The organism is Dyella monticola, from assembly GCF_003363155.1.
GTDB lineage: Bacteria > Pseudomonadota > Gammaproteobacteria > Xanthomonadales > Rhodanobacteraceae > Dyella_B > Dyella_B monticola.
Map to the genome: position 1 here is coordinate 50997 of NZ_QRBE01000013.1, position 15844 is coordinate 66840.

At 62.4% G+C, this 15844-nt stretch carries 15 protein-coding genes; 4 read left to right on the plus strand and 11 right to left on the minus strand.

All coding sequences use genetic code 11. The features are described from left to right. Positions 1–56: 56 nt before the first annotated feature. The 4 genes from DWU98_RS17820 to DWU98_RS17835 form a co-directional block, all read right to left on the minus strand. Positions 57–980: a glycosyltransferase family 2 protein gene (locus DWU98_RS17820; protein ID WP_115496926.1), complete on the minus strand. Its 924-nt coding sequence runs from the start codon at positions 978–980 to the stop codon at positions 57–59. Between the two features lie 89 nt (positions 981–1069). Further along, positions 1070–2296, minus strand: coding sequence for a multifunctional CCA addition/repair protein (locus tag DWU98_RS17825; protein ID WP_115496927.1), 1227 nt, complete (start codon positions 2294–2296; stop codon positions 1070–1072). 23 nt (positions 2297–2319) lie between these two features. Next, a complete protein-coding gene (locus tag DWU98_RS17830; RefSeq protein ID WP_115496990.1) occupies positions 2320–3270 on the minus strand; it encodes a complex I NDUFA9 subunit family protein in 951 nt (316 codons plus the stop codon). A gap of 240 nt (positions 3271–3510) precedes the next feature. Beyond that, on the minus strand, positions 3511–5598 hold the full coding sequence (locus DWU98_RS17835; protein WP_115496928.1) for a transglycosylase SLT domain-containing protein: 2088 nt from the start codon (positions 5596–5598) through the stop codon (positions 3511–3513). Positions 5599–5802: 204 nt separating this feature from the next. Between DWU98_RS17835 and DWU98_RS17840 the strand changes: the two genes are divergently transcribed. Further along, positions 5803–7419 (plus strand): glycoside hydrolase family 17 protein, encoded by a 1617-nt coding sequence (locus DWU98_RS17840; protein ID WP_115496929.1) that lies wholly within the window; start codon positions 5803–5805, stop codon positions 7417–7419. On the opposite strand, the gene DWU98_RS17845 is transcribed toward DWU98_RS17840, so the two are convergent. From DWU98_RS17845 to DWU98_RS17865, 5 genes are all read right to left on the minus strand, one after another. Then, a complete protein-coding gene (locus tag DWU98_RS17845) occupies positions 7312–7737 on the minus strand; it encodes a hypothetical protein (RefSeq protein WP_115496930.1) in 426 nt (141 codons plus the stop codon). The two genes, DWU98_RS17840 and DWU98_RS17845, sit on opposite strands and share 108 nt — an antisense overlap. Continuing rightward, the gene (locus tag DWU98_RS17850; protein ID WP_115496931.1) at positions 7734–8531 is read right to left on the minus strand and encodes an endonuclease/exonuclease/phosphatase family protein; all 798 of its coding nucleotides are present in this window, start codon (positions 8529–8531) and stop codon (positions 7734–7736) included. Before DWU98_RS17850 ends, DWU98_RS17845 begins: the two co-directional genes overlap by 4 nt. Before the next feature lie 116 nt (positions 8532–8647). After that, a complete protein-coding gene (locus tag DWU98_RS17855; RefSeq protein WP_115496932.1) occupies positions 8648–9298 on the minus strand; it encodes a thiol:disulfide interchange protein DsbA/DsbL in 651 nt (216 codons plus the stop codon). Between the two features lie 88 nt (positions 9299–9386). Beyond that, positions 9387–10271 (minus strand): thiol:disulfide interchange protein DsbA/DsbL, encoded by an 885-nt coding sequence (locus tag DWU98_RS17860; RefSeq protein WP_115496933.1) that lies wholly within the window; start codon positions 10269–10271, stop codon positions 9387–9389. 57 nt (positions 10272–10328) lie between these two features. After that, complete coding sequence (locus DWU98_RS17865; protein WP_115496934.1) at positions 10329–11141, minus strand: c-type cytochrome; 813 nt, start codon at positions 11139–11141, stop codon at positions 10329–10331. A 133-nt stretch (positions 11142–11274) separates the two neighbouring features. Here DWU98_RS17865 and yihA point away from each other — a divergent pair, with 133 nt between their 5' ends. Continuing rightward, positions 11275–11919 carry a ribosome biogenesis GTP-binding protein YihA/YsxC gene (gene yihA / locus DWU98_RS17870; protein ID WP_115496935.1) on the plus strand — a complete coding sequence of 215 codons (645 nt, stop codon included), beginning with the start codon at positions 11275–11277 and terminating at the stop codon, positions 11917–11919. A gap of 72 nt (positions 11920–11991) precedes the next feature. Here yihA and DWU98_RS17875 read toward each other — a convergent pair whose 3' ends face one another. Then, entirely contained in the window at positions 11992–12480 is a 489-nt protein-coding gene (locus tag DWU98_RS17875) for a GAF domain-containing protein (RefSeq protein ID WP_115496936.1), read from the minus strand. A gap of 107 nt (positions 12481–12587) precedes the next feature. Here DWU98_RS17875 and bioD point away from each other — a divergent pair, with 107 nt between their 5' ends. Both bioD and DWU98_RS17885 read left to right on the plus strand, forming a co-directional pair. Further along, complete coding sequence (gene bioD / locus DWU98_RS17880) at positions 12588–13262, plus strand: dethiobiotin synthase (RefSeq protein ID WP_115496937.1); 675 nt, start codon at positions 12588–12590, stop codon at positions 13260–13262. A 39-nt stretch (positions 13263–13301) separates the two neighbouring features. Next, complete coding sequence (locus tag DWU98_RS17885; RefSeq protein WP_115496938.1) at positions 13302–13652, plus strand: hypothetical protein; 351 nt, start codon at positions 13302–13304, stop codon at positions 13650–13652. 20 nt (positions 13653–13672) lie between these two features. Here DWU98_RS17885 and DWU98_RS17890 read toward each other — a convergent pair whose 3' ends face one another. Continuing rightward, positions 13673–15814 carry a site-specific recombinase gene (locus DWU98_RS17890; RefSeq protein ID WP_115496939.1) on the minus strand — a complete coding sequence of 714 codons (2142 nt, stop codon included), beginning with the start codon at positions 15812–15814 and terminating at the stop codon, positions 13673–13675. Between the last annotated feature and the right edge of the window lie 30 nt (positions 15815–15844).

A 15844-nucleotide genomic window follows, 5' to 3' on the forward strand; every position in this document is an offset into this window, starting at 1 on the left:
GCATGCATCAATGGTGTTTTCGTTTCCAGCTTGCGGGTGCTCTGCGCAGAGCAGGGCTAATTCACGGACGGCGGCTGATAAGTCAGATAAGCCAGGTGCTTTTGTTCGCGCCGGCCCAGCGTGACGGTATCCAATATCAAGCCGCATGCCACGAAGATGCCGGCCAGGACCATGAGCGCGGAGCAAAGAATGGCCGTTGGAAAACGCGGCACGAGGCCAGTGTGCATGTAGGTATCCAGCAGAGGGATGGCCAGCAGAACCGCAACCACGGAACAGATGGCGGCCCCTACGCCAAAGAAGAGCAGCGGCTTGCCGTTCTTGGTCAGCTTCAAAATGGTCATGAGAATTCGCCAGCCGTCGCGCCAGGTGCTGAGCTTGCTGTGAGAGCCATCCATGCGACTGCTGTAGCGGGTGGTATATTCGGCCACCGGCATGCGCAACTCCAACGCGTGCACCGCCAGCTCCGTCTCCACTTCAAAGCCGCCCGAATGCGCGGGATACGATTTGACGAAGCGGCGCGAAAACACGCGGTAACCGGACAACATGTCGCTGAAGGTTCGCCCAAAAATGCGCCCGGTGAGATCGGTCAGCAACCAGTTGCCGAAGCGGTGTCCGTGACGGTAGGCATCAAGTTCGTCGCTGTTTCGCGCTCCTACGATCATGTCGAGATGTTCGTCCAGAAGCTTCTGGATCATGCTCGGCGCATCCGATGCGCTGTAGGTTGCATCGCCGTCCACCATGACGTACACATCCGCGTCCACGTCAGCAAACATGCGCCGTACGACGTGTCCCTTGCCTTGCAGATCCTGCTTGCGGACGACAGCTCCCGCAGCCTGAGCGACCTGGACCGTATTGTCCGTGGAATTATTGTCGTAGACATAGATGCAGGCGGTGGGAAGCGCGTCCGCGAAATCGCGAACCACCTTTGCAATGGCGATGGCTTCGTTGAAGCAGGGGATCAGTACCGCTATGCGGATCATCGCGAGGTGGCCTCGTACCTGTGCGCCATGGTGTTGAGAGACATGATCGCGCTTGGCAGACTTTTTATGCGCGTCATGACATGCCTGGATCAGGAGCCGAATTTTATGTCGGCAATCGCTTGCGTGCGCGCCTTTTCGATGGCTTTTCCGACAGCAGGTCCTTGCAGCCCTTGTGCGACGAACGCCGTCGACGTTATCGATGCGGCGGCATCGCGCGCATGACACAAGTATGCCGCTTGCGGATAATCATCCTGCTCGTGGCCGAGTCGACCTCGCTTGTCGGCGGCGCAGGCGGTGAGGAATATCTGCAGACGTTCGGGGCGCCTGAAGGCATCGAGCGCGGTAAGCAATTTCAACACCGTGGCGGGTTTCAGCTCGAAGGCGCGGTGGACATTGAGATGCTCGCTGCATACCCGTTCGGCAAGCTCGGCATACTCGGTGGGGACTTTCAGGCGTAAAGCGAGTGCGCGCAGCGGTTTTACGCCGCGGTGCTCGTGGCCCACGTGGCGCGGCAGTTCGTCTTTGGGCGTGAGCGCTTTGCCCAGGTCGTGCGTAAGTGCGCAGAAACCGACGAGATCGTTGCCGGGTGCCAGTTTTGCAGCGGCATCCAGCACCATTTCCACATGAATGCCGGTGTCGATTTCGGGATGGAATTCGGCGCGTTGGGGCACGCCGTACAAGGCATCGATTTCCGGAAACAGCACGGCGAGTGCGCCCGATTCGCGCAGCACGCGCAGGAATGCGGAGGGTTGCGCTTCGCTGAGCGCTTTGCGCGTTTCGGCCCATACACGCTCAGGCACGAGATGGTCGACTTCACCATCGCGCACCATCTGCCCCAACAATTGCATGGTTTCATCGGCCACGCGGAAGCCCAACGGCGCGAAACGTGCGGCGAAGCGTGCCACGCGCAACAGGCGTACCGGATCTTCCACGAAGGCTGGCGAGACATGGCGCAACAGGCGCTGTTCCAGATCGCGCGCGCCACCGTAAGGGTCGACCAGGTTGCCTGCTTCGTCTTCGGCGATGGCGTTGATGGTGAGATCGCGGCGCGCCAGATCCTGTTCCAGCGTGACACCCGGATCGGCATGGATGGCGAAGCCGTGGTAGCCGCGACCGGTTTTGCGCTCGGTGCGCGCCAGCGCATATTCCTCGCTGGTGTGGGGATGCAGGAAGACCGGGAAATCCTTGCCGACCGGTTTATAGCCCAGCGCCAGCATGTCCTCGGGTCGAGCGCCGACGACGACGTGGTCGTGGTCGATCACGGCTCGTCCCAGCAATTTGTCACGGACCGCGCCGCCGACCAGATAGGTACGCATGCCTTATTGTGCCATGGCGATGCTCATGTCCCATGGTGGCGGAAGCGCTGCCGGGCCAGGTCGAGCCGCGGCTGCCTGGGCATTCCTGCGAGCACGTGCTTTAGCAAGGCGGTAAACGGCTGCGGCGCGATGCCAAGCGAGGCATAGCCGTTCACACTGCCAACCGAATCCGTGCCGAGGGAAAGAAAATTATCCATCGAGAAGGGCTTGCCGGGCAGCATGCCGGCGATGCGCGCTTGCATGCGGCCAAGCGTATCCGGCAACGCGACGATACGTGTATGCAAGCCGGTGGCGTCGCGGATGGCGTGTACGATCTGGCCCAGCGTCAGCACTTCTGGACCGTACAGTTCGAAGCGGCGTCGTGAAGAAAGCGCATCGTCCGCAACGCAGCGTGCGATCGCTTCGACCACGTCACCCACGTAGGTGGGCGCCATGCGCGACGTTGCCCGTGCCAGCGGCAACACGGGCATTCTTCGAAGCAAGGTCGCAAAGCGTGTAATGAGGCCGTCGCCGGGTCCGAAAATGACGCTGGGTTGATAGACCGTCCAATTCAGACCCGATGCGTTGACCAGGGTCAGCGCCTCGCCGCGCGTCTTTAGATACTGCGATTGGCCCTGGCCGGCGTTCAGCGCGCTCATCTGGTGCAAGCGCTTGACGCCCGCTGTTTTGCATGCATCGATCAGCTGGCGTGTCAGGTCCACATGCACGCGTTGGAACGTATGCGGCCCGTTCGCGTTGAGAATGCCGATGAGGTTGATGACCGCGTCAGCGCCTTGGCAGTGGCGGCGCAGCACGGCATCGTCGTAAACATCGGCGCTGCGGATGGCGACGCTCGGGAGTACCGTCAGCGCACGGTTACGTTCCCTGTTGCGCGAGAGTACGACGATGTGATGTCCGTCAGCGGCGAGCCGTGGCACCAGATAGCTCCCGACAAAGCCGGTTCCACCGAGAATGACGATGCGTTGCGTGGTCATGGCGTAGCCTCCTGCGGGGCCGGTGACGCGGTCTGCGGAGCATCCCTTTTCCATCAGGTTTTCGGCGATACCGGCGCTGACGCTTGCTCAACCGTTGCGCCCACGAGGGTGGGCATTCACTCGCAAATATACGCGGGTGAGGTCGACAAAAAAGCTATTTTTTTGAGCCGCGCCGTCGTGTGCGCAAGTGAATGGAAAGACGCCGGGGCCCGGCGTGCACCGGGGCGAGGAGTCTATGGATCAGTGCGTCGTTGCGTTGCGTGGCACCATGCCGGTTGTCGCCCCCGCGGCAGGTGCCGGCGATGACGAGGTGGCAGCGGGCACGGCCGGCGCAGGGCAGGTCAGGTTCTTGCGTGTGCTTGGCGGATCCAGACGGCTATACGGCTGTCCGATCGGCACCATGCGCGTGGACATCGGTGCGGCGTTTCCATGCAGTCGCCAATCGTAGATCACGCTGTAATACATCACGCGTGCCACGTATTCGCGAGTTTCCTTGAACGGCATGGTGGCGACGAAGAGATCGGGTGGCAGCGCGCCGCGCGCACCGACCCATTGATTCACACGCGCGGCGCCAGCGTTGTAGGCTGCGCTGGCGAGCCAGGGCGAGTCATCGAAACGCCCGGCCATTTGAGCGAGATAGCGTGTGCCCAGGGCAATGTTGACGACCGGGTTGTACAGGCTGTTGCCGCCGCTCCAGGGCAGGCCATTGCGGCGCGCCACTTCGGCGCCAGTGCTAGGTACGAGTTGCATGAGCCCGCGTGCATCGGCGCCCGATTGCGCATCGCTCATCCAGGCGCTTTCCTGGCGCAGGATGCCATAAGCCCAGGAGGGATCGATGCCGGCCTGCTCGGCTTGCGTCACCAGGCCGTCCTGGCTGGCGAGCGGAAAGCGCAGCGGGTAATAGTGCAGCGCGTCGCCCTTGTTGAACGCAAAAACGGCGCGGTCATACCAGCCGCGCTGGTTGGCCAGAATCACTGCCTGACGAATCGTTTGCGCGTCCGCGCTGGCAAGCGCCTGGTTCCACTCGCGCCGCGCCGGTTTGATCATGCCAACGGCGAAGAGTTCGAACGCGCGGCGAATACCGGGAATCACCAGTACGCTTTGCTGTACTTGTTCGTCGGGTGCGGGCTCCATGCTGCACAGTGCATAGGGCGAACCCTGATGATCGGCGGCCAGATAACCGAAGTAGCTCGATTGGTGCGCCACGCTTGCGTACGCCTGCTGTGCGTCGGCGGTGCGGCCCAGCTCGCTCAGCGCGCGTGCGCGGAAGTACTGCCATTCGTCATCCTGCTGCTGTGTGACCGGCATGGCGTTGATGGCATCGAGCACGGCCGGCCAATTCTTTGCCGCGAGCGCCACGCGCGCGCGCCATTCACGGCTGGCCGGTGTTTGTGCGGAAGGCGGCAGGTTGATGAGCCGCGTCAGTGCGTTGCTGTCGTAGTCGGTGGCGTGGAAAACCGCTAGCGCGTTGAGTACCTGGTCGCGTTGTTCGGGGGTGAACTGAAAATGGCTTTGCAGGGTCTGCCACGCCTGGTCGGCCATGTCCGATTGGCGCCGGGAAAGGCGCACCAGCGCCAATGTGACGGCCTGGCGCATGCGTGGCGCATCGGGCCATGCGTTGGCGGCCGTTGCGGCGGCGGCGGGATCGTTGAGCGCGAGGGCGAGGTTGCGCGCCGTCTGGGCATCATCCGGCGATAGCCATGGCGCCAGGCCGGAGACGGTGCCTGCCTTGCCCGCCTCGACCGCCGCGTCGATGCGCGACCAGATGCGTGCGGGCGTCAACAGCCCTTGGTCGTAGGCGGCCTGCAGCACGGGATCGCATTCAGAGGGCAGCGACGGTTGCGCCCAGAGCGAGGCGAGGTCGCGTTCGAAATCCAGCTTGGCGCCGCCGGCCAATTGCGCCTGCAGCGCATCGCAGCTCAGCGTGTCGCCCAAGCCGGGTTGGTACATCGCCACGAAATCGGTCCAGTCCTGACGGCGTGCCAATTCCTGCAGGAAATCGCGCTTGAGGTCGCTGGCCGGGATGAGGTCCGGGTAGCGATGCAAATAGGCTTCTACGTCAGCACGGTCCACCTGGTGCAGATCGTGTTCCAGCGAGGCGGCCTGCAGGTATGGGTAGAGCGGGTAATCCTGCAAGCCTGAGGCCAGCGCACGCCAGCCATCGCCACCCTGTCCGGCAGCGGCGGCATAAGCCTGCCTGAAGGCCGCGCGTTGCGCGTCCAGCGCGGTGTTATCGGTCTGGGCGGCGGCGACCATGCTCGCCAGCATCCCGCCGGCGACGACGGTCAACAAACCACGACCGAGACGCGATATGGCTAGCGAGGCCATGCAAACTCCGGATCCTGCGGATAATCCAGGCAAAGTGTAGCGGATGGGTCTGAAGCGTCCTGAACGATGCTTCACATGCGAAGGGAGACGGAGCTCCCCTGCATTGTCGCGCGGGCTATTTCTTGCGGCGATTTTCACGTTTCCTATTTTTCATTCCGCCCTTATCCTTGCCCGTTTCTACCGCATGACGCCGACAAGGCCCGCATGTCCTATCTGTCCAAGAACGTAGCTCATTACGGACTCGCCTGGCTGGCGTTGGTGCTGGCCACCGTGGCCGGTGTGGTGTGGTGGTGGCAGATCGGTCGCGCGGTCGACTTGCCGGACGCGCCCTCTTCGCGCATTGCGTGTGTGTCCTATGCGCCCTTTCGCAAGCCGGGCGAATCGCCGACCAACCGCAAGTTCATCATGACCCCCGCACGCATCGACGAAGACTTGCGCGCGCTGTCGCAACGCTTCGATTGCGTGCGTACCTATTCGCAAAGCAATGGTCTGGCGGCGGTACCGGCTATCGCCGCCCGCTATCACATGCAGGTGCTGATGGGCATCTGGCTGGGCAACGTGCCGAAGATCAACGAGCAGGAAATCGCGCAGGGCATCGCCACCGCCAAGGCCAATCCTGGAGTCATCCGCGGCATCATCGTTGGCAACGAAGTGTTGTTGCGCGGCGATCTTTCGCCCAAACGCCTGGCCGAATACATCAAGCGCGTGCGCGCCGAGGCGCCGCCGACCATTCCGGTGACCTATGCCGACGTGTGGGAGAATTGGCTGCGCTATCCGCAAATGGCCAGCGTGGTGGATTTCGTCACCATCCACATTCTGCCGTATTGGGAAAACAAGCCGGTGGCAGCGCCCGATGCCGTGCGTCACGTCGAAGACGTGTATACGCGCATGCAGCACGAGTTCCCCGGCAAGCAGATCATGATCGGTGAAACCGGCTGGCCCAGCGCGGGGCGCCTGCGTCGCTCCGCCGAACCTAGCCTGGTCGATGAGGCGATGTATATACGCAGCTTTCTGCGTTATGCCGCGCAAGTGCACATGCCCTACAACGTGATCGAAACCTTCGATCAGCCGTGGAAGCGCGCGCTGGAAGGCACGGTCGGCGGCTATTGGGGCATCTTCAATTCGGATGCGCAGCCGAAATTTCCCATGCTGGGCCCGGTGGTCGAAGATCCGCACTGGTGGCTGGGTTGGCTGGCCGGTGTCGCAGGTGCTGCGGCATTTATGCGGGTGGGCGGTTCGCGTCGCGCATGGCATAGCGTGAAAGGATGGCTTGCGTTGTCGCTGGCCGGATTTGCGGCCGGTACGGCGGCTGCATGGCAGGTACGGCAGATGACGTTCGCGTGTGCTGCGTGGTGGGAGTGGCTGCTCTCATCGGTGTGCCTGGTCGGTGCGCTGGCGATTGCTGCTGCGCTTGCCCGGCGTATCGCGGCGCATCTTGCCGATCGCCACGATCACACAGAGCCTTCGTCCTGGTGGCGCTTCAGCGCGCTCTTCGGCTTGGTGCTGTACGACATCCTGATCGCATTCGACGGACGCTATCTGGATTTCCCGATGGGCCTGTTCGCTTTGCCGTGCGTGGCCTACGGTGTTTTCGGGCTGCTCACGCACGAATGGTCGATGCCCTCTGCGGAACAACGCTTTCTCGCCAGCGTCGGCCCATTGCTTGCGATCGCGCCGGTCGTGCAGGAAGTGGGCATGAACAAGGTGACGTGGCTATGGCTGGGTTTGAACCTTGCCATCGCCGTGCCCGTGTGGGTGGCCTGGCGTTGTCATCGCAGCGTTCGCTTGCAACCGAAGCAGGCGCAGGCAGCCAACCAGTAGCGCCACCGCGCCGGCGTAGTAGCAGTAGAGCGTCAGTGCAAGCACACCGAGCGCGGCGGCGAGCCACGCAATCCACGGTTTTTTCAGCAGCAGCGAAAGCACGGTCACGATAAGGGCCGCGATCCCGAAGCCATAGGTGTTGAAGCCGATCACGATGAATTGACGCGCGCCGCACCACAGCGGTGCGTTGCCGTCATCGCAACGATGCGCCAGCGCAGGCGGTTCGATGAAACCGTAGCGCAGCCACGCCGACAACACGCCGATTGCAATGATCAGCAGCCAGGGCAAAACAAGCGGAACAAGTCGTCGCGTGGTCATCGATGGGTCTTGGCGGGAGTTGAGTGGAGCGTGGCAGAAGGCAGCTGGATTTCCGCGGCCAGGGCCAGATGATCGGAGAACGCCTGCGGCAGCGTCCACATTTTTTCGACGCGGATGTCCGAAGAAACCAGGATGTGATCCAGTGCGCGTCGCGGTTTCCAGCTTGGAAAGGTCGGCACGGCTTGTCCCGGTGGCTGCAGGCTCGAATGCGCGAACAAGTGACGCATTTCTGGGCTGTGTGGGTCGGTATTGAGATCGCCCATCAGCACGGCGTGCGGGTGATCCTGCAAAACTTCGGCAATAAACGCCAGCTGTTTTGCACGCGCCTGCGCACTTAGCGAAAGGTGGGCGATCACCACGGCCAGACCGTTGGCATCGTCGCCAAAGCTGGCCAGCAACGCGCCTCGACCGGGAATGCGGCTGGGCAGCGGATAGTCGATCACCGTGCGCGGTTCCAAGCGGCAGATCAGGCCGTTGGCGGTGTGCGAAAGCTGGGCCAGCGGGCGATTGGGCTGGTGGCTCCAGAACGGCATGCCGGAAGTTTCGGCCAGATAGCGCGTCTGGTTGAGAAAGCCTGAACGCAGGCTGCCGGCGTCGGCTTCCTGCAATCCGACCACATCGAACTGCGGCAGCAGCTCAGCCAGTTGATCGAGGTTCTCAAGCTTGTTACGCCCCGGCAGCACCGCGTTGATGCTGCGCGTGACGTACTGCCGGTAACGTTGCACGCTGGCTCCCGCCAGAATGTTGCAGCTCAGGAGGCGCAGCCGTTGATGCTTGGCGGGGGCGCGGGTCATGGTCCAACGTCAAGGATGCCAAAAGGACGCAGCATCCTAAAGGTTCCAGGTGCGGTTATTGTGAAAAAAACCGCACGGCTAGGATGCTCCGAGATGGAACCGGAGCATCCTCACGATCACTTCGGCTGGGCGGCCAGTTCCTGCTGCACCAGCCATTTCGTCAGCGCCACCAGTTGGGTAAAGGTGCGGACGTTGGCCGTGCGGTATTTGCCGTCGACGACGATGGTCGGCGTGCCGTCCACGCCCCAGTCCTGCAGCAGGGCGAGGTCATTCTTGATGTGTGCGCTGACTTCCGGCGACTGCGCGATCTTTATGAACTCGGCGCGGTTGGCGCCGTGCTGGGCATAGAAATCGGCGATTTCATCATTGGAATTGATCGGGAATTGATCCTTGAACTTGGCTTCGAACAAAACATCGTGCGTCTGTTCGAGCACGCCCATTTTCTTGGCGGCGTAATAGGCGCGGGCAAACGGCACCCAGGCATCATTGAACGGCGCCGGCACCAGCTTGAATTCCACGCCTGGCGGCAACGATTTGCGCAATTCGTCGGCGTAGGGCGCGAACTCGGCGCAATGGATGCAGGCGTAGGAGAACACTTCCACCACTTCGACCTTGCCGCTCGGGCTGACGCGGTGATAGGGCGCCGGCAGGGTGATGTACTGATTGCCCTCGGTGTAGGGCGCATTCGGGCTTGCGGCGCTGCAGGCGGTGGTCAGCAATAAACCGCAAAGCGCAGCGATGAGATGGATTCGGGTGGTCTTGAACATGGTGGTACCTGCGTCATCACGGGTGGGGCCGTGGCTTTTTGGGGTCAAACAAAAGCGCCCGGCGGACCGGGCGCTTAGGTGGGGATAGTTACTTTCCGGCGGCTTCTTTGGCGACGAGCCACTTGGTCAGCTCGACCGACTGGGCGTATCCGCCGGCATCGCCCGGCGTGAAACGGTACTTGCCGTTGACGATGATGGTGGGTGTCGCGTCCACGCCGTAGGCCTTGACCAGGTCAACAGCGCGCTTCATCTGCGTGTTGATGCTGAAGGAGTTGGCCACGGCGACGAACTGCTTGGGGTCGACACCGTACTTGGCATAGAACTTGGCCACGTCATCAATGGTGGGCCATGCTGATTGCGGCTTAGGGCGGCCGGTGGTGAGGTCGTCGGAGGCCAGCTCACCGGACTTCCACACGGCGTCGAACATCGCGTCATGCGCCTTCTCGGCTACACCCAGCGCCTTGGCGGTGTAGTACGCGCGCTGGAACAGCGGGAAGTTTTCGTCTGGGCGGAACGCCACGGGGAGATAGGTCACCTCCGCATTCGACGGCAGGCTCTTTTCGATCTGGTCCATCGTGGTGTGGAAGGCGTTGCAGGCCGGGCAGGCGTAGGAGAACGCCTCGGTCACCACGATCTTGTCGGGGTTGCTGGTGGGTTGCTGCGGTTCGATGGTGAAGTAGTTCTTGCCTTCGACCCACTTGCCATTGTCGACGAAGGGTTCGGCCGGGGCGGAGGGTTTCTGGGTCGTGCTGGACGCGGCGGCGGCACCGGCAGCGGCCGCAGCGGTGGCCGTGGAGGCGGCTGCCGGCGCTTGCGCAGTGGAGGCGGCAGCCGGACTGGCGGCCGAGGCCGGGGCCGCAGGGGCGGATGTCTGGGCCGGTGCGGGCTGCGGGGCCGTGGTATCGGAGCCGTTATGGCTGCAGGCGGACAGCGCAATCAGCGCCGCACAGAGAAAAGACAAACGCTTCAGCATGGCTGGCCTCGAGTGGGATGAAACGGAAACGCCTTGGACAACACGGCCGGCCGGAAGTTACGGGGATGCCGCAGCCGCACTATGGTCGGCCACGTGCAGGCCTTCGACATAGCTGGCCAGGGCCGCGATGTCCTGCGGGTCAAGATTCTTGGCGATGAGCGGCATGATCTGCGCGTGCGCATCTTTGCCCCAGCTCACGCCGTCGTGGAAATCCTTCAGCTTGGCTTCCACGTACTGCGCATGCTGGCTGGTGAGCTCCGGATACATGGCGCCAGGATTGCCGCGACCGTCCATGCCGTGACAGGCCATGCAGGCCGGAATGCCGCGATCGGTGTCGCCCTGGCGGTAGAGTTTCTGGCCCAGTTCGACCAGCGCCTGGTCGGCCACGCCCGGCAGCGGCTGCTTGCTGGCGAAGTAGGCGCCGATGTCGCGCATGTCCTGATTGGACAGTGGGGTGGCCATACCAAGCATGATCGCGTTCTGGCGCGTGCCGGATTTGAAGTTCTCCAGCTGGTGCGCGATGTACGCCTCGTGCTGGCCGGCGAGCTTGGGATACTGCGCATCGCTGGAATTACCATCCATGCCATGGCAGGCGCCGCAAGCGGCGGCCTTGGCCTGTCCGGCGGTCGCGTCGCCCGGCTTGGTGGCGAGCATCGCGGTCTCATCTTGCGGTGCGGCGGTGGGCACCACGGCGGCCGGCGAGCTGGCCGCCGGCGCGGGCTTCGCGATGGCGGCGGCGGCTGCGGCAGTCGCCTTCGACGCGGCCGGAGCCTGGTTGTTCTGCGCAAGTACGGCGCCGGTGGACAGAGCAAGAACCAGGGCTACTGCATTGACAACAGCGGGCCGGCAACCGGCGAGCCGAAAACTCATACACTTGCCTCCAGAAAATACTGTTGGATGTACGGGGCGCACCCTCCGCGCACCGTGACTGGCAGAACCGCAGAATGCTTCAGGGCATCCTGAAATTATCCTTTCCCCATCCTAGCCGGTCAAACAAAGATCTATGCCTACCAATCCGCTGCAGGGCGCACAATTCGTGCTTGCCGCCCATCGCATCCAGCAATTGCCTGCCGACGAAGGTGCCGAAGTGGCATTCGCCGGGCGCTCCAATGCAGGCAAGTCCAGCGCATTGAATGCATTGACCGGCCACAAGGGCCTTGCGCGCACCTCCAAAACACCGGGCCGCACACAGCAGATGGTGGCCTTTTCACTGCCTACAGTGGTGCGCGGTGAAACGTCGCAGGCCATGGCGACGCGTCTGATCGATCTGCCCGGCTACGGCTACGCCAAGGTTCCAGAGGATCTGCGCGAACATTGGCGCCGCGAAATCGACAACTATCTGCACGTGCGTCGCAGCCTGCGCGGCGTGGTGCTGATCGTGGACATTCGTCATCCGATCAAGGAGTTCGACCGGATGATGCTGGATTTCTGCCTCGCCACCCTGCTGCCCTGCCACGTATTGCTGACCAAGGCGGACAAGCTGTCGCGCAATCAGGCGAGCCAGGCGCTGGCCGCCCTGCGCAAGGACATCGGTGAGAACGCCCCGGTGACGGTGCAGGTGTTTTCGGCCCAGGCCGGCACCGGCGTGGAGGAGGCGCGCGCGGCGGTGATGCGATTCCTGGAGCGCGATATGCGCCAGGTGAATTGAAGCAGTCGGAGAAACATCGCCTCACTTTTTACTGCTGTCATGCGCGCCAAAGCGGGCATGACGGCCGCTAAGCTAGCACACGCTTTCCATGAACACCGCACACAAGGCTTCCATCCCGGCGCGATCTTCCTCGTCGAAACGGCCGACCGAGGGACTGTCCACATCCCACACGCCAAGCAGCGTGCCATCAGCTTTCACCAGCGGCACGACGATTTCCGATTGCGAGGCGGCGTCACAGGCGATGTGGCCATCGAAGTCGTTGACGTTGCGCACCAGCTGCGTCTGGCGGGTTTGCGCCGCGGTACCGCATACACCCTTGCCCATGGCAATGCGCACGCAGGCCGGCTTGCCCTGGAAGGGGCCGACCACCAGCTCGGTGCCGTCGTACAGATAAAAACCCGCCCAGTTGAAATCGGGCAGGCTGTGAAAAACCAGTGCGGAAAAATTGGCCGCGTTGGCGATGAAGTCCTGCTCGCCGGCGAGCATGCCGCGAACCTGTTGCACGAGGTCTGCGTACTGCTCGCGCTTGCTGGTGGTATGACTGGCTTTGATCTCGAACATGACACTCTAAAATGGGCCGCTTAGTGCCCAGGACAAGTGGGGAAGACAATCATTATGAGCGAACGGTGTCTCTTGCGCGCCCGGTACGGGCTTGACGGGCCTTTGGCATGACCCGCGCCCTCTTCATCGCCGGCACCGATACCGGCATCGGCAAGACGCACGCCGCCTGCACGTTGATCCATGCCTTGCGCAGCACCGGGCAGAGCGTCTGCGGCATGAAGCCGGTGGCCAGCGGTTGCGTCGATACTGCGCAAGGTTTGCGCAATGACGATGCGTTGTCGCTGCAGGCGGCCAGCACACCGACACCCGCCTATGGAGACATCAACCCCATTGCCTTGCGCGACCCCTTGTCACCGCATCTGGCGGCCGCTCACGACGGCGTGACGATCGCCCTGCCACCCCTGCACGCGGCGTTCCGTGCGTTGTGCGCACGCTACGACAACGTCGTGGTCGAAGGCGTGGGTGGTTGGCGCGTGCCGTTGGCGCCGGGCGTGCTGGCATCGGATATTCCCAAGGCGTGGGGACTACCGGTGGTGTTGGTAGTGGGCTTGCGGCTGGGTTGTCTCAACCATGCCGCGCTGAGCGCCGAAGCCATTGTCGCCGACGGATGCATGCTGGCAGGCTGGATTGGGAACTGCATCGACCCCGACATGGCCGCGTTCGAGGAAAATATCGCGACGCTGCGCGCCATATTGCCGGCGCCGTGTTTAGGGATTCTGCCCCACGGCGTGTCGCCGGAACGGGCATCGGGCTTGCTGGCCCAGGCGGTGCCGCAGCGTTAAGGGGATTCACAGGAACGGTCACCAGAAAAGGAGAAAAGCATGACCAACCGCACTCACTACTACCTGCAGATCAAGGATCTGCTGCATGCACGCGGCCCGGAGCCGACGCTGCGCTACGAAGGCGCCGGCCCGAACGATTTTGCTGCCGCGCTGCAGGAGGCCTTGCGCAGCCCCTTATTGTTCCAGCGCTGGCGCGCCATGCAACCCGATCCGGACAGCGTGGACGAGCGCCTGGGCATCACCGATCAGCTCGCCACGGTCAGTGCGAAAACGGTGGACCTGCATACCGAAGTGGACGTGATCAGCAACCTTCCGATGAACATTCTGCGCCAGCGCTTGAGTTGGCTGATCGGCAGTGAATGGCAGTTGCATGATGTCCGCCCCGCCTGAGGTTTTGTGCATCCCGTCGGCTACGCAGCGTCCGCAACGGCTTTGCGCTTGATGGGAAACAGCAGTTGCAACGGATGGGCGAGCACATAACGCCAGATCGCCCGGTTGATTTCCTGGCGCGCCCGCCGCTGCATCGACCGTGCACGCAAGGCCATCCGGAACGCGAGCGTAAAGCTTACCGCCACATTGAGCACCGCCATGCAAGCGGTACCCGCCACGGCCCATCCGATTTCACTGGCATCAAAAGCGCTACGCCCAAGTACGCCAAGCGAAACGCCGATGGAACCGGTCGACAGGGTGACGTGACGCACTTCGAACGGCAACGCGAACGCGGTAAGAATGGATGGCACCAGGCCGAGCATCATGCCTAGCGAAAAATTACCGGTGACGCCGGCGATATTGCGACGCCAGAAGTTGGCCAGGCGCGTTGCGCCCCGTTCGCCCAGTACAAACCGCAACCGGCGATTGTAGGAAAGCACATCGCGCAGGCGATGCAGCACGAACCAATTGTCCGCCCATCCCGCCAGCAAACTTGACGCCCACAACAGCACGCCCGTTGCGGCCGCATAAAGCGGCGTTACGCCAAGCAATGAGAATGAGTGCAACGTTGCCTGTGCTTTCTCGGGCGAGATCAGGTTGACGCCAAACAGATAATGCACCGCAAGCTGGATCGCCAGACACACCGGGAACACGGCCGCGAGATTTCCAAAAATGGCGGCGGCCTGCGTACGGATCAGCGCCACCACTGCCTGTACGAAGTCATCCATGCCCTGCGGTGTGCCGATGCCTTCCAGCTTCTGCGCCAGCAGGGGTGCCGTCATTGCCGGCTGCTTGGTAGCCAGCGTGAAATGCAGAAAATGCATCAGCAGGAAGGAGAATGCATAGTTAAGTCCCGCAAAGAAACCTTCGATCATCGGATGCATATGCATGGCTACGATGAAGAACTTCACGTACACCGTGCCCGCCGTAATCAGGCCGCCGCCTGCGGCCATCCCCACCATATGCAGATAATCTTTGCGGTCGTAGGTGATGTAATGCTCGCCATCCTCCGCACTGCGATCGACCACCTTGCGCGATAGCAACGAAAAATTGCTGCGTACCAGGCTGCCCACGCTGTGGCTGGCATGATTGGCGGCAATGAGATCGGCAAACAGGCTGGCAATAGGTTCGATCGATTCGTCGTGCTGTCGTATCGCCAGCCACGCTTCCAGCAGGCGCTCGGCACGCGCCATGCGCGCATGCATCCGTTCGAGCTGGAAAACGATGTCCACGTTGACGCCATTCTCATTCAGATGGGCATGTACTTCGTGCAGGGAGCGATGGCATTCATCCAATAACGCGCGCAGGTAATTGACGTCCTGCAATAACGTCTTGCCGATGCCATGGGGGTGGTCGTCCGGATCGTCCGTTTCCTGGGCGTCCGTTTCGATGGCGAGCATCGCGCGTGGAAGTTTGTAGAACGGCAGCGCATCCACACGCTGCTCGCTCAGGCGCGTGCGAATGGCCTTGGATAGGCCGGTCGAGCCGATTTGTCCGATCAGGTTATGCAAGGCAGCCAGCAGTTCGACCGACAGTTGGTTGTACGGCTTGGATGGGCTGGCTTGCGTGGATACCGTGTCGTCCTGCGTGATGTCGCTATAGGCGAACAATTCGCCGAGTTTTTCCAGCAGCTCGCGCGGCAGCGCCGCTACCCATTTCGCGTCCTCGGCGGAGGGAAACATGAGCGTGAACAAGGTCGACAGATCGCGGCTGTTTGGCGCCGCCGGAATCAACGAGTCGCGCAGACGCTCAAGCAACGCACCGATGAAACCCGAGTGCGACGGCATGCCTGCATCGCACAGCAGCGCCATGGCATCCATGTCGCGCACGATGCCTTGCAACGTCAAGGTAACGGGCGCTTTCCACTCCGGATTGCGATCGAGCAATTGCAGCAGATAGCGCAACCGCACATGCGGCGGATATTTCGGCGGTTGATCGGGTTGCGCCGTGTCGCCGGTGACGATGCCGCCACGATGCAACCAGTGCGAAACCTCCACCAGCCATTCGTTGCGCGCGGCCAGGTCAGCGCGCGGATCGGCATGCGCGAGCAATGCATCGATCTGCCGCCCCGTGTGCAGCGCATCCCGCCATTTGCGCCAGAACTCGGCGATGGATGTAAACATCGATCAACGTCCTTCCTGTCGTTGTTCGTT

What these genes read in the sequence shown, in the direction of transcription:
- DWU98_RS17840 (WP_115496929.1), top strand. Translation starts at nt 5,803, where the DNA reads ATGTCCTATCTGTCCAAGAACGTAGCTCATTACGGACTCGCCTGGCTG.
- DWU98_RS17860 (WP_115496933.1), bottom strand. Translation starts at nt 10,271, where the DNA reads ATGCTGAAGCGTTTGTCTTTTCTCTGTGCGGCGCTGATTGCGCTGTCC.
- DWU98_RS17820 (WP_115496926.1), bottom strand. Translation starts at nt 980, where the DNA reads ATGATCCGCATAGCGGTACTGATCCCCTGCTTCAACGAAGCCATCGCC.
- DWU98_RS17855 (WP_115496932.1), bottom strand. Translation starts at nt 9,298, where the DNA reads ATGTTCAAGACCACCCGAATCCATCTCATCGCTGCGCTTTGCGGTTTA.
- DWU98_RS17875 (WP_115496936.1), bottom strand. Translation starts at nt 12,480, where the DNA reads ATGTTCGAGATCAAAGCCAGTCATACCACCAGCAAGCGCGAGCAGTAC.
- yihA (WP_115496935.1), top strand. Translation starts at nt 11,275, where the DNA reads ATGCCTACCAATCCGCTGCAGGGCGCACAATTCGTGCTTGCCGCCCAT.
- DWU98_RS17830 (WP_115496990.1), bottom strand. Translation starts at nt 3,270, where the DNA reads ATGACCACGCAACGCATCGTCATTCTCGGTGGAACCGGCTTTGTCGGG.
- DWU98_RS17850 (WP_115496931.1), bottom strand. Translation starts at nt 8,531, where the DNA reads ATGACCCGCGCCCCCGCCAAGCATCAACGGCTGCGCCTCCTGAGCTGC.
- DWU98_RS17865 (WP_115496934.1), bottom strand. Translation starts at nt 11,141, where the DNA reads ATGAGTTTTCGGCTCGCCGGTTGCCGGCCCGCTGTTGTCAATGCAGTA.
- bioD (WP_115496937.1), top strand. Translation starts at nt 12,588, where the DNA reads ATGACCCGCGCCCTCTTCATCGCCGGCACCGATACCGGCATCGGCAAG.
- DWU98_RS17835 (WP_115496928.1), bottom strand. Translation starts at nt 5,598, where the DNA reads ATGGCCTCGCTAGCCATATCGCGTCTCGGTCGTGGTTTGTTGACCGTC.
- DWU98_RS17885 (WP_115496938.1), top strand. Translation starts at nt 13,302, where the DNA reads ATGACCAACCGCACTCACTACTACCTGCAGATCAAGGATCTGCTGCAT.
- DWU98_RS17890 (WP_115496939.1), bottom strand. Translation starts at nt 15,814, where the DNA reads ATGTTTACATCCATCGCCGAGTTCTGGCGCAAATGGCGGGATGCGCTG.
- DWU98_RS17845 (WP_115496930.1), bottom strand. Translation starts at nt 7,737, where the DNA reads ATGACCACGCGACGACTTGTTCCGCTTGTTTTGCCCTGGCTGCTGATC.
- DWU98_RS17825 (WP_115496927.1), bottom strand. Translation starts at nt 2,296, where the DNA reads ATGCGTACCTATCTGGTCGGCGGCGCGGTCCGTGACAAATTGCTGGGA.